This window comes from Stenotrophomonas sp. K-6, from assembly GCF_056861555.1.
The window spans coordinates 1,007,117-1,023,561 of the sequence record NZ_JBSPUC010000001.1 but is presented as its reverse complement, the minus strand read 5'-3'; the positions used below and the strand labels follow the sequence as shown (position 1 = coordinate 1,023,561).

Annotated in this window: 7 protein-coding genes; 3 read left to right on the top strand and 4 right to left on the bottom strand. The window is 68.6% G+C overall.

The features are described from left to right. Positions 1–3: 3 nt before the first annotated feature. From AC13F7_RS04500 to AC13F7_RS04485, 4 genes are all read right to left on the bottom strand, one after another. A complete protein-coding gene (locus AC13F7_RS04500) occupies positions 4–3,534 on the bottom strand; it encodes a sensor histidine kinase (RefSeq protein ID WP_482999371.1) in 3,531 nt (1,176 codons plus the stop codon). 88 nt (positions 3,535–3,622) lie between these two features. Beyond that, the gene (locus AC13F7_RS04495; protein WP_482999370.1) at positions 3,623–7,054 is read right to left on the bottom strand and encodes a ligand-binding sensor domain-containing protein; all 3,432 of its coding nucleotides are present in this window, start codon (positions 7,052–7,054) and stop codon (positions 3,623–3,625) included. Continuing rightward, entirely contained in the window at positions 7,051–10,578 is a 3,528-nt protein-coding gene (locus AC13F7_RS04490; RefSeq protein WP_482999369.1) for an ATP-binding protein, read from the bottom strand. Before AC13F7_RS04490 ends, AC13F7_RS04495 begins: the two co-directional genes overlap by 4 nt. A 148-nt stretch (positions 10,579–10,726) precedes the next feature. Continuing rightward, positions 10,727–14,293 (bottom strand): hybrid sensor histidine kinase/response regulator, encoded by a 3,567-nt coding sequence (locus AC13F7_RS04485; protein ID WP_482999368.1) that lies wholly within the window; start codon positions 14,291–14,293, stop codon positions 10,727–10,729. 229 nt (positions 14,294–14,522) lie between these two features. On the opposite strand from AC13F7_RS04485, the gene AC13F7_RS04480 reads away from it, so the two are divergent. From AC13F7_RS04480 to AC13F7_RS04470, 3 genes are read left to right on the top strand one after another with little or no spacing between them, the layout of a single operon-like run. Beyond that, positions 14,523–15,203 (top strand): YceI family protein, encoded by a 681-nt coding sequence (locus tag AC13F7_RS04480; protein WP_482999367.1) that lies wholly within the window; start codon positions 14,523–14,525, stop codon positions 15,201–15,203. Beyond that, entirely contained in the window at positions 15,200–15,772 is a 573-nt protein-coding gene (locus AC13F7_RS04475; RefSeq protein ID WP_482999366.1) for a cytochrome b, read from the top strand. Before AC13F7_RS04480 ends, AC13F7_RS04475 begins: the two co-directional genes overlap by 4 nt. Positions 15,773–15,774: 2 nt before the next feature. Beyond that, positions 15,775–16,341 carry a YceI family protein gene (locus AC13F7_RS04470; protein WP_481469677.1) on the top strand — a complete coding sequence of 189 codons (567 nt, stop codon included), beginning with the start codon at positions 15,775–15,777 and terminating at the stop codon, positions 16,339–16,341. Positions 16,342–16,445 lie beyond the last annotated feature (104 nt).

Here is a 16,445-nt window from a genome sequence, read left to right as displayed (position 1 = left end):
CCGCTACCGGGTAGCGTGCAACACGCGCGCGATCGCCTCCACCAGCAGATCGCCGGTCACCGGCTTGCGCAGGAACCCGTTGAAACCTGCTGCGCGCGCCTGCTCCTCGATCGCCGGGTCCGTGCGCGCCGTCACCGCGATCAACGGCATCTCGAAGCCCTGGCTGCGCAGGTGTTCGGCCAGCGCGATGCCGCCCAGTCCCGGCAGATCCAGATCCATCAGCACCACGTCGAACAGCGCCTCGCTGACCTCGCGCAGTGCCGACAGGGCATGCTCGGCGTGCACCACCTCATGGCCGCGCGCCGACAGCAGTCCGCGCACCACCTCGGCCACGGTCAGATCGTCCTCCACCAGCAGGATCCGCAAGGGCGTCAGCACCCACCGCTCGCCCTCGGCACCGACCACCTCGGCCGCCATACCCGACTGCAGGGCCAGCGGCAGCGTCACCGTGAAGCGCGTGCCGACGCCGAGCTGGCTGCGCACACCGATCTGCCCCTGCATCGCCAGCGTCAGTTCGCGGCAGATCGCCAGGCCCAGCCCGCTGCCGCCGTACTGCGCGGCAGTACGTGCGCCATCGGCCTGCTCGAAACGCCGGAACAGCCGTTCCTGCTGATCACTGCTGATGCCCGGTCCGGTGTCTGCCACCTCGATATGCAGGCCCCGTTCGGCGGTGATCCCGCGCACGATCAGGCGTACTTCGCCATGGCTGGTGAACTTCACCGCGTTGCCCAGCAGATTGAGCAGGATCTGGCGCACGCGCAGTTCGTCGCCCACCGTACTGGTGCCCACCGGCAACGCGTTGTCGACCACGAAATGCAGCCCCTTCTGCTCGGCCAGTGCCGCCATCAAGGTGCACACATCATCCACCAGGCGCTGCAGGTGGAACGGCTGCGCCTGCAGCTCCAGCCGGCCGGATTCGATCCGCGCCAGGTCCAGCGCATCGTTGACCAGATGCAGCAGATGTTCGCCGGCGTGCCGGATCGATTCGGTGTAACTGCGCTGCTGTGGATTCAACGGCGAGGACAGCAGCAGCTCACTCATGCCCAGCACGCCGGTCATCGGCGTGCGTACCTCGTGCCCCAGGTTGGCCAGGAAGCGGGTCTTGGCCATCGAGGCCTGCTCGGCCAGCTCCTGCTTCTGCAGGGCCAGCTGGTACGCATGCCGGCGCTGCAACCGGCGCCGGTACAGCCACGCGAACAGACTCAGCAACAGCAACACCGCCGAGGTCAGCAGCAGCAATCCCGTCAGGCTGCGCCACCACGGGGGCTGCACGCGGAACTCAAGCACCTGCACGCGCGACCAGATGTGATCGGCCGAGCGCGCCTGCACCTCCAATCGATAACGACCAGGCGGCAGGCGCGAGAACAGACGCTCGCCTGCCGGCCCCACTTCCACCCAGTCAGGATCGTAGCCAGCCAGCCGGTAGCGGTAATTGTTCGAGGTGGAATCGGCGAAGGACAGCAACCGCGCCACGATGCGTAGATCGCGATCACCATCGGCGACGTCCAGCGGTGTTACGTGGGTCAGGTCGAGCACCTTCTCACCGCGACGCACTTCCACCCGTTCGATCACCAGCGGGGCGCGACGCGTAGCCGGCTTGACCTGTTCCGGATCGAACACCACCACGCCGGCCGGGGTGCCGCCGACGATGCGCCCGCTCGGCGTCAGCGTCAGCGTGCGGCGACGGAACTCCTGGCTGGGCAGGCCGTCATGCACGCCGTACGGGCGCACGCTGCCGGTGACCGGATCGACACGGATCAGCCCCCGTGCATTCGCCGCCCAGACCACGCCCTGGTGGTCCACGACCAGCCCGGTCGCGGTCACCTCGGGATACCCGGCACTGCTGCCGATCACCGATTGCAGCGTGAGTCGCCCGCTGTCCCAGCGATACTGCGAGAGTTTGCCTTCTTCTGACAGCCACACGCTGTCATCGGCCGCGAAGGCCAGCGCATGCACGCCACCGGCCGGCCCCCCGGGCACGGGCTCAAAACGGGAGCGCGCCGGCACCCAGTGCAGCAGCCCCTGCCCGGTCCCCACCCAGAGCCGGTCCTGCGGACCGCACTGGATGTCCTGCGCGATCTGGGTAGCCGCCAGCCCGGCATGCCCCAACGTCACCCGGTGCAGCACGCGCCCATCCAGATCGCGCTGCTGCAGCCCGCTCGTCGACGACGTCCACAGCCGCTGGCCATCGCACAGCGCCATCGATTCGATCGCGCCCTCCATCGTTGCATCGACCGCCGCGTCCCGATCCCAGCGCTGCATCCGATCCTGCTTCGGGTCGTACCGCAGCAGCGCGTCCCAGGAGCCGATCCAGACCTGCCCACGGGGATCTTCCAGCACCGACTGCAGCCACTGCGTGCCATCCACCCAGGTGCGATGCTGCTGGATCTCGCCGCTCACCGGATCGAACTTGTCCAACGCACCGTGGGTACCGACCGTCCACACGCCGCCATCGGCTGCCGCGCCCATGCCGAGCACATAGGCATTGCGCAATGAGGCCGGATCGTCCTCCAGCCGCGACAGTACCGAGAACTGCCACCAGCGCGGCAACAGATGCCACAGCCCACCATTCGTACTGGCCAGCCAGATGCCGCCTTCGCGGTCTTCGTAGGCACCGGTCCAGTTGGGCCGCACTTGCCCACGCGCCACCGCGCTGTACAGCGGTACCTGCTGGTACTGGTTGTTCATGGCCCGGCCCAGCCCGGAGCGGGTGTCGAGCCAGTAACCGCCCTGCTCATCGCGCAGCATCATGCCCAGGATCTGGTCGCCCTCGGTGACCTTCCACGGCGCTGGTTCGAAACGGCCGTCCGGCCGCCGCACCGTGACCCCGGCATTGCTGCTGATCCACAGGCTGCCATCCGGCTCGGCGGTGAGGCCGTTGATCACCCGGGGCGCGAACTGCGCATCCGGGACCGGATCGAAATCCTGGCCGGTCCAGCGCGCCAGCCCGGCCTTGGTGCCCACCCAGAGGCTGCCATCGAGCGTGGTGGTCAGATACCCGACCGATGCCGCCGGCAGGCTGCGCGGGTTGCCCGCTTCGGGCATGTAACGGGTCAGCGTGCCGTCGCGATCCAGCCGATGCAGGCCGCCTTGGTAGGTCCCAAACCAGATCGCCCCGTCCGGCGTGGAGGCCAGGCTCCAGATCGTGTTGCTGCCGATCTCCGGATGGCTGTGGCGATCATAGAAGCGGATCTCGCGCCGATCGGCCGACATCATCGCCAGCCCGGCATTTTCGGTGCCGATCCAGACCTGGTTGCGCGCATCCACGTGCACGGTCCAGACGTGGTTGTCGCGCAGGCCGTCCTCGGCACGCCAGATGCGGTAGTTGCGGCCGTCATAGCGGGCCAGGCCATCGTTGGTGGCGATCCACAGATAGCCGAAGCGATCTTCGGCCATGCGGTTGACCGTATTGGAGGGCAGGCCATCGAACACGGTGAGCTGCCGCGGCGTCGGCGGTACCGGCTGGGCCGACACGCAGGTCGACCAGAGCACACACAGGCCGATCAGCAACGGCCACAGCACACGCAACACCAATGGCTCTCCCGGGTCTGTCAGTGGATCCCCTGCCGCCGCCCGGCAATGCCTCGCATAGTAAACGGTTCCCTGCGCCGGCACGATCCACTCAACACGGTCGTACCCGCCGTAACGCCGCCTGCAGTGCATCGCCGGCCAAGGGTTTGTGCAGCAGGCCCTCCGCGCCGGCCAGTGTGACCTGTGCGACCAGGTCCGGATCGCGGCGCGCGGTAACCACCAGGACCGGCTGGCAATGCCCCTGCTGGCGGATCAACCGCAGCAGCGACAGCCCATCGATTCCGGGCAGATCCAGATCCAGCAGGATCAACTGCGTCCCGGCCTCCGCCAGCCGCGACAGGGCGGCGAGGGCGTGGGCTGCATGGTTCACGGCGTGGCCCTGTACCCGCAGAAGCCCGCAGATCACCTCGGCAACAAGCGGATCGTCTTCCACCAGCAGAACCTGCAGCGCATCGGCTAGGGAGGCGTGCGCGACGATGGGGTCACGCGTTGCCCAGGGCAGTGGCAGGCTGAGCGCCGCCTGCCAGGTATGGTCGTAGCGCGCAGACACGTGCAGCCGGCCATGCAGGGCCCGCATCAGGATGTCAGTGTCGGCCAGCGCGTCGCGCAGCGTCGACAGCGCTGGCGCCGGACCCGCGCCGACGGTGATGATCACATCGATCACCAACCCGGCGCGCCCCGGCAGCGAGGCTGCGCGCAGCACGATCCGCGCCGCGCTGACATGCGCGGCAAGCGCCAGCAGCAGACTCTCCAGCACGTGATGCACGCGCTCCGGATCGCCTTCGCCGTGTGCCCCGGCCGGAAGCTGCCGGGATACGGTGAGCGCACAATCGTGCGGGGCCATCACGCGTTCCAGGGTCACGTGGAGGTCGTCCAACCACGCGGCGATGTCGAAGCAGCGTGGCTGCAGCGGCAGCTTGCCGGCCTGCAGGCGTGCGTTCTGCAACGCGGCATCCACCACCTCCAGCAGGTCGCGCCCTCCCTGCTGGATATGCAGCACCTGCGCACGCGCCGGCGGTGGCAACGACGCCGTCAACAGCAGTTCACTCATTCCCAGAACGCCGGTCAACGGGGTTCGTATCTCATGGCCGAGGGTGGCCAGATAACGCGCCTTGGCCTGGGCCGCCTGTTCGGCACGCGCCTGCCGCCGCGCGGCGCGTTGGCGTGCGAGGTGTCTGGCACAGTGACGACGCACCTGCCACGCGATGAGCATCACCGCCCCCAGTGTTGCCAGCAGCAGCAACGCCCAGGCCCCCGGATGCGACCAGCCGCTGTAGGCCACCTGCAGCCGGGTGGACTGCAGTGGCGACCAGCGGCCATCCACGCCGCGAGCCTGGTACTCGAGCACGTGCTCGCCCGGTGGCAGCCGTGGGAATCCGCGTGTGCCGCGCTGCCCCGCGCGGACCCAGTCCGGGTCTTCGCCGCGCAGACGGAACCGGTAGTCACTCACCCCACCCTGACCGCCGGTGAGCAGGCGCGCGGAAAGTTGGATGTCGCGATCATCGGCATTGAGCCGTAGCGGGTCGGCTGCAGGCAGCTCGATCCAGCGCCCGTGTCGACGCACCTGCACCCGGTCGATGACCAGCATCGGCGGCACCGTGGCAGCCGCCATTCCTGCCGGATCGAGCACCAGCAGATCGCCGTCCACTCCCATCGCCATGAGGTATTGGCCTGCCACGATCAGGTCGCTGGCCAGGACCATCATCGGCATTCCATCCTCGGCGGTGTACAGCCGGATGCGGCGCTGGTCCGGCTGCAGACTCACCACACCGCGTGCGGTGGTGGCCCACAACGTTCCGTCGCCGGCGTCGACCAGACCGCGCGGTAGTACCGCTGGAAGCCCCTGGGCCGCATCGAACTGGTGCGACCGTTGCAGGCGGCCGGCGTCGTCCCGGTACGCCACCCAGCCCTCTGCATCGGCCACCCAGAGCCGTCCATCGGCTGCCACATGCAGCGCGCCGGCCTGCCGCCGGGCCGCACCGGGCACGGGAACGAAGCGTCCAACGGCCGGTTGCCACCGCTTGAGTCCATCCCGGTCGCCCAGCCACATCTGTTCCGTCGCATCACAGTGCAGAACGAAGGGCGCGCCCCCCGGACGTAACTGCACCGCATCGTAGGACCAGGTGCCGAGCACGGTGCCGGCCCTGGTGCGCTGTTCAAGCCGCCCCAGGCCGGCGAGCCAGAGATGGTGACCACAGATGCGCAGCACGGCGTGGCCGCCTGATGGCGGGTCGGGGAGTGCGCCGTGTTCGTCGGCCACGCGCCAGTGCTGCTGAGGTCCCCGTGTGCCATCGATGCGGGTCAGCCATGGTGCGGCGAACACCCACACCTGGCCGCGACCATCGTCCGCCACGGCGTGGCGATCGGTCCGCGCCGGATCATGCGCATACGGCCAGCGCAGCCGGTCGAATCCGGATGTCGGCGACACCCTGGTCAGCCAACCGCCCCGCGCCTGCCACGCCGTACCGTCCGCCGCGGCAGCCAGGCCGGCCGCTGCGGCGCCGCCCTGGCTGACCGGAGCCGTGAACCGCTGGACATGCCGCCATTGCGCACCGAGGCGCCACAGGCCTTGATGGCTGCCGAGCAGCCAGGCCCGGCCCTGGCGATCTTCCACCACGCGCGCGATGCCTGGACGGGTGCGTCGGTCAAATCCAGGCAACGCGATCGCATGGGTGTGCTGCCCCGACCGGTCCTGCCACCACACCCGCATCCCATCGGAGAACCATTGTCCGCCGTCCCGGCTGTGACCCAGCCAACGGTGGCCTGCGTGAGCCCGTCCCGCATCCGGCTGCAACGACGGCAGCTGACGGACGTCGGTGCCCACGGAAGTGCTGGACCACAACGCCCCCTGTGCGTCGAGCCCCAGCGCGGTCACCGGCAGCGCATTCGCACCGAGCATGTCCGGCGGCTGGAACCGGTCGTCCTGCCAGCGCGCCAGACCGGCAGCCGTGCCGAGCCACACGCCCCCGGCGGCATCTGCAACCAGCTGGTCCACGCGGGCCGATGGCAGGCCACGGCCATCGGCCGTCGGCAGAAACTGGCGCAGACGCCCATCGACGCCCAGCCGATAGGCACCCGCATCGCGGGTCCCGAACCAGACGCTGCCATCAACCAGCGGCTGCACCGCGAGCACCGGGCTGGCGGCAGCCGCCTGGGCGCGCGGGCCTGCCCAGCGCGCCAGATGCTGCCGGTCCGCCGACAGGCGCTGCAGATAGCCATTGCCAGTGCCGATCCAGAGCTGGTCCTGCCCATCCAGTGCCAGGCTCCGCACGTCGTTGTCGGCCAATCCATGCTCCATGCGCCACACGCGGAAGCCGCTGCCGTCATGCCGGGCCAAGCCATCGGCAGTTGCAAACCAGAGGTAGCCGTGGCGATCTTCAACGACCTGGTTCACCTCGTTGGCGGGCAGGCCGTCGGCCGTGGTGATGCGCTGTGCGGGACTGCACAGTGCCAGCACCGGAACCCATGACAACAGCCAGCCAAGCACGGCGCACCCCCATCGCATCGGCACCTCCCTGCTCATGCGCGCTTCCGGCATTGCGACAGGCACGCCGCCAGCCGCTCCCGGCTCGCCGGCAGCCGCAGGAACAGATCGAACCCGGCGGCCGCCGCGTCACGCTCGGCCGCCATGTCCGCGCGCGGGGTCAGCGCCAGGCGCGGAATGCCGGGCCATCGGCGCTGCAATGCCACGGCGCTGCGCTCCGCGCCCAGATGCAGGTCAAGATCACTGACGACCAGATCCCAGCGCGCGTCGCCCACCGATGCAGCGGCAGCGTCATCAATGCTGCTTGCCGTCGCCACCGCGTGCCCCATCGAGGCCAGCAACGCCTGCAGCACCTCGGCCACGGAGGTGGTCGGCAACACCAGCAGCACACGGAGGTTGTCCTCGGGCCCCTGGCCAACGACGTCAGGGATCACCGGCTCCGGCAGGGCCGCAGGGCAGCACGGCAGCGGTAGCAGGACCCGGAAAGACGTCCCCTTGCCCGGCCGGCTCGACACGTCGATATCGCCGCCCATCGCCCGCGCCAGATCGCGCGAGATGGACAGGCCCAGGCCACTGCCCCCGTAGCGCGCCAACGTCTGCGCGCCATCAGCCTGTTCAAACGGCTGGAACAGACGCGCGCACTGCGTCGCACTCATCCCCGGGCCGGTATCGATCACATGCAGCATGATCCCATCGCCCTGGCGGCCAGCGCGCACCTCCAGCCGAACCGTACCGTGTCCGGTGAACTTGAGCGCATTGCCCAGCAGGTTGAGCAGGATCTGACGCAGATACCGAGCATCACCGTTGAAGCGTGCAGACGCCGGCAGCGTGCTGCGCCACGCCAGCACCAGCCCCTTGCGCTGTGCCACCGGCAGCAACAGGGCATGGACCGCTTCGAGCAGCGGCTGCAGCAGGAACGGCGCCGCCTGCGGTTGCAGTCGTCCGGATTCGATGCAGGCCAGATCAAGTGCGTCATCCATCAACCGCAGCAGATGGCCGCCGGCCTGACGAATGCTCTCAACCCGGCTGCGCTCGGCGGGCGCAAGGGCTGCGCGCGCCAACAGTTCACTCCAGCCCAGCACCGCGGTCATCGGCACACGGATGCGTGCCCCCAGCGCGGTCAGAAAACGCGTGCGCTGCAGTGAGGCCTGCTCGGCCTGGCGCTGTCGTTCGCGCAGTGCGCGCCAGCGCTGCCGGCGTCTGCGCCGCGCATGGGCTGCCCATGCACCCAGCCACAGCAGAGCTGCGCCGGCCGCAGCCGCGCTCCAACGGGTGACAGGGGTCTGCCACCAGGCAGGGCACACCTGCAGTGCGATGTGTCGGATGGACGACCAGTCGCCATCGCCCTTCCGCGCCTGCACGTCCAGCGTATGCAGACCCACGGGCAATCGCTCGAAAACACGCTGCCCGGCCGATCCGCTGTACACCCAATCCGCATCGTGGCCCTGCAACCGGAACCGGTACTGCACACTGGTCGGTGCGCCGCCCAACAGCCGCACCGCCACCCGGATGTGTCGGTCAGCACCGGAGAGCGGCACCGGCGCAGTGCCGGCCGGCAAGCTGATCTGGCGGGTGCCTCGCCGGGCCGTGATCGCGTGAACCACCAGGCCGGGCATGCGTGCCGGGGCCTGGACCGCGCCCGGCTCGAACAGCAACAGCCCGCCTTCGTGTACGGCCGCAGCGACGCGCCCGCCAGGTGTGCGTATCAGCCGCCGGGGCAGTACCGCATGCGCGGGCACGCCATCGTCGCTGCCGAACTGGCGGACGCCGCCTCCGTGTGGATCGACGCGGATCAATCCGCGTGCGGACCCCGCCCAGGCAACGCCATGTTCATCCACCGTCAGCGCCCGCACCAACAGTTGCGGATAGCCATGCACCGCGCTGAAGCTGTGGGTTTTACGCAACTGCTGCCCATCCCAGCGATAGCGGCGCAGCACACCGGGGCTGCTGGCCCAGTAGTGGTCATCCCGCGCGTGGGCAATGGCACCCACCTCCTCGACCGGACCGCCGACGACCGCCGCGAAACGCTCCTGCGCCGGCAGCCAGCGCTTGATACCGGCGCGATCGGTCGCCCACAGCGAGCCGTCCTCACCACACAGCAACTGTGGCCCCGCAGCGGGCGGCACCAACCCCAGCGTCTGCGGTACCGCTGACAGTTGAAGCACGCCATCGGCATCGCGCCGTTGTATCCGGTCCACCCGGGCCAACCACAGCGAATCATCGTTGCATGCCTTCAGATCCACACCACCTGCGGTGCTGCCCAGATCCAGCAGCCAGTGCCGCATCCCGCCGGTGGTGGGTTCGTAGCGGGAGAGCGTGTTGCCGCTGGCCAACCACAGACGGCCGCGCAGATCCTCGGCCATGCCGACGGCCGCCTGCCGCATGCCTTCGGGCCTGTAGTGGATGCTCAGCCGGCTGGTGCCGGTGCGCAGATCCACACGCTGCACATGCCCGCCATCCGTAGCGACCCACAACCGCTCACCGCGCGAGGGCGCCACTGCCCACACGTGCCCGCTCTCCACTCCAGGGCTGCCGTTGCCGGCCGCCGGGAGCCGCGCGAACTGGCGCCAGCGTGCAGGCAGATGCCACAGGCCTTGAACCTGCCCTGCCCACCACAATCCACCCAGACGGTCCTGGAAGGCCGTCACCACCCGCGTGCGGACCGGTGTGCCGTCGTGCCCGGGGAGCGGCACCGGCTGTGCGGTGTCGCCAATACGATGCCGGACCAATCCGGTCGGGCCGGTCGTCCACAGCTCACCCTCGGTGCTGCGCAGCACCGGCATGCCCCGCTGCGGGGGCGATGGAATGCGTGCGCCGTCCTCGTCCCAGCCGAGCACATCGCAACAGGTATGTCCCCAGACGCCGCCCTGCGGATCGGCCCACAGCGATGCAAGGCCCTGGTGATCGCCTGCCGGCAGCGGCAGGGCGGTGAACCGTACGCCATCGCGGCGCATGAGGGCATGCGGCGTGCCGACCCAGAGCCGCCCCTGGCGATCGACCACCAAGGCGGTGATCCGGTTCACCTGCGCGCCATCGTGCTGCAGCGGAACGCTGTGCCAGCGGCCGTCGGCCTGCCGTGCGAACAGGCCGTGGCCGCTCGTTGCGATCCACAGGGTGCCGTCGGGCGTGCCGGTCACCTGCACGATACCGATGCGTGGCAACACCACGCCGCGCTCGCCGGTCTCGCTGTGGAAGACGCGACGATCCGCCGACAGCATGACGAGCCCCTGCGATGCCGTGGCCAACCAGATGCGCTGCTGCGCGTCCACATGCAAGGCGCGCAGGTCGCCGTCCGGCAAGCCCTGCTCGCGGCGCCACGCGCGGAAGCGATGCCCATCAAAGCGCAGCAGGCCATCGTCGCTGGCCATCCACAGGTAGCCGTCCTGGTCTTCATCGATCGCCCGGATCGCCGCCGTCGGCAACGCATCGGCCGGGCCCAGCGGCCGTGGCCACGGCAGGGTAACCAGGCCATCGGCCAATGCGCGTGCGGGCAGCAACAGCGCAAGCACGAGAATGAGGGCGATCCAGCCCTTGCCTGCATGGCCGCACTGGGCTCCTGCCACGTGTACCCCAACCATCCTTCGCTGCTCGAACAGCAAGGTATGACGAAGCCGTGGCTGCACAGACGCTCAGAACGTGCGGCCGTCACATCCCAATCAATGAAGTTTTAGATTGAAATCTCAGGTTCGAGACACAAACGCGATGAAAGCCTCACCGCCCGCGTGAGGATCCGTAATGCAGCGCCCGACCAGCCCGCGCCTGTGCGATGACATCCACGAGCAGGTCGCCGGTGACCGGCTTGCGCAGGAAACCATCGAAGCCCGCTGCGAGCACCTGCTGCTCTGCATAGGCATCCGAGCGTGCGGTGACGGCAATCAACGGCAGCTCATATCCCATTGCACGCAGCTGTCCGGCAATGGCAATGCCATCCAGCGCCGGCAGATCAAGATCGAGAAGCCCGACATCGAAGCTTCCCGCCGCCACCTCGGACAGGGCCCCCAGGCCGTGCAGAACATGCACGACGTCGTGGCCGCGCGTGCGCAGCAGGCCTGCGATCACGTCGGCCACGGTGGGGTCGTCTTCGACCAGCAGGATCCGCAGCGGCGGCAGCGGCGTGCGGGGTTCCGCGCCCGCGTCGCGCGCCATGCCCGCAGCGGACAGCGCCCACGGCAACGGCAGCTCGACGGTAAAGCGTGCGCCCTGGCCCGGGCGGCTGTCGATGCCGATGCGACCGCCCATGGCCACCGCCAGTTCCTGGCAGATCGCCAGCCCCAAACCGCTGCCGCCGTATCGCGACGCCGTGCGTGGCCCATCGGCCTGCTCAAAGCGATGGAACAGCCGCGCCTGCTGATCCTGATTGATGCCCGGTCCGGTATCGGATACCTCGAAGACAAGCCCGCGCCCATCAGCGCACAGTTCCACGCCCAGCCCGACATGGCCTTGTTCGGTGAACTTGATCGCGTTGCCCAGCAGGTTCATCAGGATCTGGCGCACGCGCATTTCATCGCCACTGACCTGCACCGGGCCGGGCAGGTTGAAGCTGCGCTCGAATGCCAGGCCGCGGTGATGAGCCATCGGCTCCATCAGCGCATCCACCTGTTCCATCAGCGACATCAGGTCGAACGGGCGCAGGTCCAGTTCCAGGCGCCCGGCTTCGATACGGGCCAGATCCAAGGCGTCGTTGACCAGTCGCAGCAGGTGCTTGCCGGCATGCTGGATCGATCCGGCATAGCCGCGCTGCACCTCATCCAGCGGGGTGGCCAGCAGCAGCTCACTCATGCCCAGCACACCGGTCATGGGGGTGCGCACTTCATGCCCCAGCGTCGCCAGGAAGCGGCTCTTCGCCTGCGAGGCCTGCTCGGCCAACTGCTGTTTGTGCACGGTGAGCTGCCATTGCTGGCGACGCCGAAGGCGCACACGCGCCACGTACGCCAGGGCCGCCACCGTCATCAGGCCAAGCAGCACGTAGCCCACGATCGCCCAGCTGCTGCGCCACCACGGCGGCCGCACTTCCAGCGCCAGAGTGCTGGGCGGCGTCCAGGCTCCCTGCGAGGTCGCCGCCTGCACCTCGATGCGGTAATGCCCGGCCGGCAGGCGCGACAGCAGGCGCTCGCCATCAGACGCCTGCATCACCCAGTTCTGGTCATAGCCGGAAACCCGATAGCGATAGCGGTTGCCGTGTGGATTGGCGTACGACAGCAGGCGCGCGGAGATGATCAGGTCGCGATCCTGTGGGCCGAGCACGATCGGCGCGTGCGTGGGCAGCATCTGCTGGCCTTCGGCGTCGTCGCGGCGAACCTGCACACTGTCGATCACCAATTGTGAGGGCGGCAGCCCCCGGTCCGGCACATCCGGGTCGAAGCCGACCAACCCGGTCGCGGTCACCGCGAGCACGCGTCCATCGCGCGTCTGCACGGGCGGGCGATTGCTGAACTCCACGTCCGGCAGTCCATCGCGTTCGTCGTAAAGCCGCAGCCGTCGCTCATCCGGGTGCCAGCGGATCAGGCCGCGTGGCGTGGTCGCCCACACCTGGCCGTGCTTGCCCAGCGCCAGCCCCCCCATCGATATGGCGGGCATGCCCTGGGCTGCGCCGATCCGCTCGCGCAGACTCATGGTCAGCCCATCCCATCCATAGCGCTCCAGCGCCCCCTGCCGCGCCAGCCAGACCTCATTCGGCCCGGTCCACGCCGCGTCGTAAATGCTGCCTTGGGAAACACCCGGCACCCGCTCGAAGCGCCCCTCGCGCCAGCGTTGCAGCCCCGCCCCGGCGCCCATCACCCATAGCTGACCGCGCGGATCGAAGACCATCTGCTCCACCGGCTCCTCGCCCAGCCCACGATCCTGATCGTTGCGGATCGTGTCCAGCACATTGCCCTGCGCATCGCGGCGCTGGATGCCGAAATTCATGATCGACAGCCACAGTTCGCCGTTGGGCGCCTGCCGGATCAGATCGATGCGTTGGCGCACATCCGCGCCGCCGCCGATCTTCCATTCGCGTAGTGTGTGCGTTGCGGGGTGGTACAGGTTCAAGCGACCGGCACGCCCGATCCACAGGGCCCCGTCTTCGCGCGGCAACAGCGACCAGGCTGCGCCGACACCGATCTGCTTGTCGTCGGCGATCTGGCGCAGCTCGCCCTGCGCATCGAGACGGTAAAGCCCGTGCGCGCCGGAGATGTAGTAGTCATCGCCTGCCGCTGCCGCCCCGAGCAGATAGACGCTGTCCAACGGCTTTCCATCCAGCTGGTACCAGCTGGAGAAGCGCTTCCAGTCCGGTGGCAGATACGCCAGGCCCTGGGTCAGCATCGCCACCCACAGGCCCCCCTCGTGGTCCTGCAGCATGTCCAGCACGCCACTGCGTGCAGTCAGGAAGCCGCTGCCGGCATCCCCGGCAAGCAGACGCATCGCACGGTGGTCGCCGCGGTACAGCCCATCGGCCGTGCCCAGCCAGTAGCCTCCGTTGCGATCATGGATGACCGTGGCCGCACGCACGTCCGCACTGAGCGTCCAGGGCGCGGGCCGGGCCTGGTCATCGGTACCGATCTGGAACAGGCCGCCTTCGGTGCCCGCCCACACCGTGCCGTCAGGCTCACGGGTCAGGCGGAACACGCTTTTTCCACTGAGCAGCGCAGGCGCGATGCGGGTGAACCCATCGCCATCCCAGCGCGCCACACCGTTGGATGTGCCGATCCAGACCCGTCCCTGCGGGTCGGACAGCAGGCTGTAGATGGTGTTGTCCGGCAGGCTGCGCGGATCGGCCGGGTCTGCCTGGTAGTTCACCAGCGTGCCATCTTCGCTGCGCCGGCACACGCCGTGCTGGTTGGTGCCGATCCACAACGATCGCGAGGCGTAGGCCAACGACCAGAATTGACCCTCGCATGCCTCGTTCAAGCCGGGGAACCGCACGAAAGCCGTGCGATCCGGCCCGAGCATGCTCAAGCCAGCGCCATTGCTGCCCACCCATACCCGGTCCAGCGGGTCTACCAACAGGGTTTCCACCTCATTGCCGGGCAGCGAGCCCGGGTCGGCCGGGTCATTGCGCCAGACCCGAAGGCCGACCCCGTCCACACGGGCCAGGCCATCATCGGTGCCCGCCCAGATATAGCCTTGGCGATCCTGGGCGACAGCCAGCACCATGCGCGAGGGCATGCCTTCGGCGGCGCTCAGGCGGCGCAAACGTGGCGTTTCTGCCGATGTCCCTGCGGCGCCCAACACTGACGGCACTGCGCACAACCACAGCACCAACAGCACGATGCCTGCACCCCAGCGGCGCGTGCTCATCGATCCGAATCTCCCTGTTGATCCGGATTGTCACACAGCGATCAGGACGGTGTCCGCATTCTGGCCCGGCGGCCATGGATGGAACGGGCTGTTTCCGTCGATCACATGGCACGCAGCACAAGCGCTCGGCGCTGTTGCCGGGCGCACCACGATCTGTTGCAGCCATGACGCTGCGCCCCATGACATGGCTGTGCGTATGATCGCTCCAGACCCTGATGGAGGCTGCGACGTGTTCAAGCGCCTGACCCTTTCGCTGCTGCTGGCCGCCACCCCGCTGCTTGCCCTTGCCGCGCCCGACAGCTATCGGCTGGATCCGGTGCACACCCGTGTACTGTTCGCGGTCGAGCATGCCGGTTTCTCACATGCGCTGGGGACGGTATCGGGCAGCGAAGGCGTGCTGGTGTTCGACCCGGAGGACTGGCGCAGCGCGCGACTGGAGGTCAGCGTGCCGATCCAGCGGCTGGACCTGGGCGATGCCAAATGGAACACCGCCACGCTGGCGCGCAACCTGCTCGATGGCGAGCGATTTCCTCAGGCACGCTTCGTCTCCACACACGTCGAGCCCATTGATCCGACCCACGCCAACGTTACCGGCCAGCTCACCGTCCGCGGGGTGACCCGCGAGGTGACCCTCGCGGTCACCCTCAATTCGCTCAAGCGCCATCCACTGCCCCCGTTCCGTCGTACGGCCGGCTTTTCGGCCACCGCCACGCTCAGCCGCAGCGCCTTCGGCGTGAATGGCTGGGCCTCGATGATCGGCGATGAGGTGCAGCTGCGGATCGAGGCCGAAGCCGTGCGTGATCGCAACGCCGGCGATCCTGCCGATGCCGCCCCTGCCGAGGCGCCGGGAACTCCCGCCGCCCCGACCGACTCAGATACCCCACAGCCGGTCCAGGAGACCACGCCATGACCGCCAAGAACACCCCGACCCGATGGGGTAGCGTCAGCCAGACCCTGCACTGGCTGATCGCCGTGTTGATCCTCGCCCTGGGCATCGTCGGGCTGACCATGGGCGAACTGCCCAGGACCCCGAAGTACTTCTGGGTCTACACCATGCACAAGTCGATCGGCATCACGGTACTGGCGCTGGTCGTGACCCGCCTGGTGTGGCGCCTGTATGCCGGTGCACCGCATCCGGTGCCGGGCACGCCGACCTGGCAGGAGCGTATTGCCTCGGCCACGCATTGGCTGCTGTACGTGCTGATGTTCGGCATTCCACTGTCGGGCTGGCTCTACGACTCGGCCAGCGGCCTGCGTCCGTTCCGCTGGTTCGGGCTGGTCGACGTACCCAAGTTGAGCCCACCGGACGAACGGGTTACCCAGATCTCACACGCGATCCATGAGTGGGGCTTCTGGCTCCTGATCGCCGTGGTCGTGGCCCATGCCGGTGCCGCGCTTTATCACCATTTTTACCAACGCGATGCCACGCTTGCGCGCATGCTCCCGCAGCGCTGGCTTGCCTCCCCCCAGAAGGATTGACCATGAACATCAAGCTCACCTCTCCCGCCGCGGTTGCTGCTGCCCTGGCCGGGCTGCTGGCTACCGCACCGGTACTGGCCGCTGACTATGTGCAGGCCCCCGGCTCGGTGCTGGCCTTCGCCACCAAGTACGACGGCGAAGTGTTTACCGGCACCTTCCCGGGCTTTGATACCAAGCTCAGCTTCGATCCGGCCAAGCTGGATGACGCCAAGCTGGAAGTGACCATTCCGCTGGCCAGCGCCAAGAGCGGCAACAGCGACCGCGATTCGACCCTGCAGGGCGCGGACTTCTTCAACGTGGGCAAGTTCGCCCAGGCCAAGTACAGCGCCACCAAGTTCCGCTCGCTGGGCAACAACCAGTACGCGGCCGACGGCACGCTGGAGCTGCGCGGCGTCAGCAAGCCGGTCACCCTCACCTTCACCTGGACCCCGGGCGCGCAGCCGGTGCTGGCCGGCAAGGCCACGGTCAAGCGTCTGGACTTCGGCGTGGGCGGCGGCGACTGGGCCGACACCAAGACCATCCCGAACGAGACCGCGATCAGCACCAAAGTGGTCCTGAAGGCGAAGTAACGTCAGATGGCGGTAGTGGGGGGGGGGGGGGGGGGGGGGGGGCGGGGGGGGGGCCCCCCCCCCCCCGCCGCGCGCCCGCCCCGCCCCCCACCCACCCCACCCAC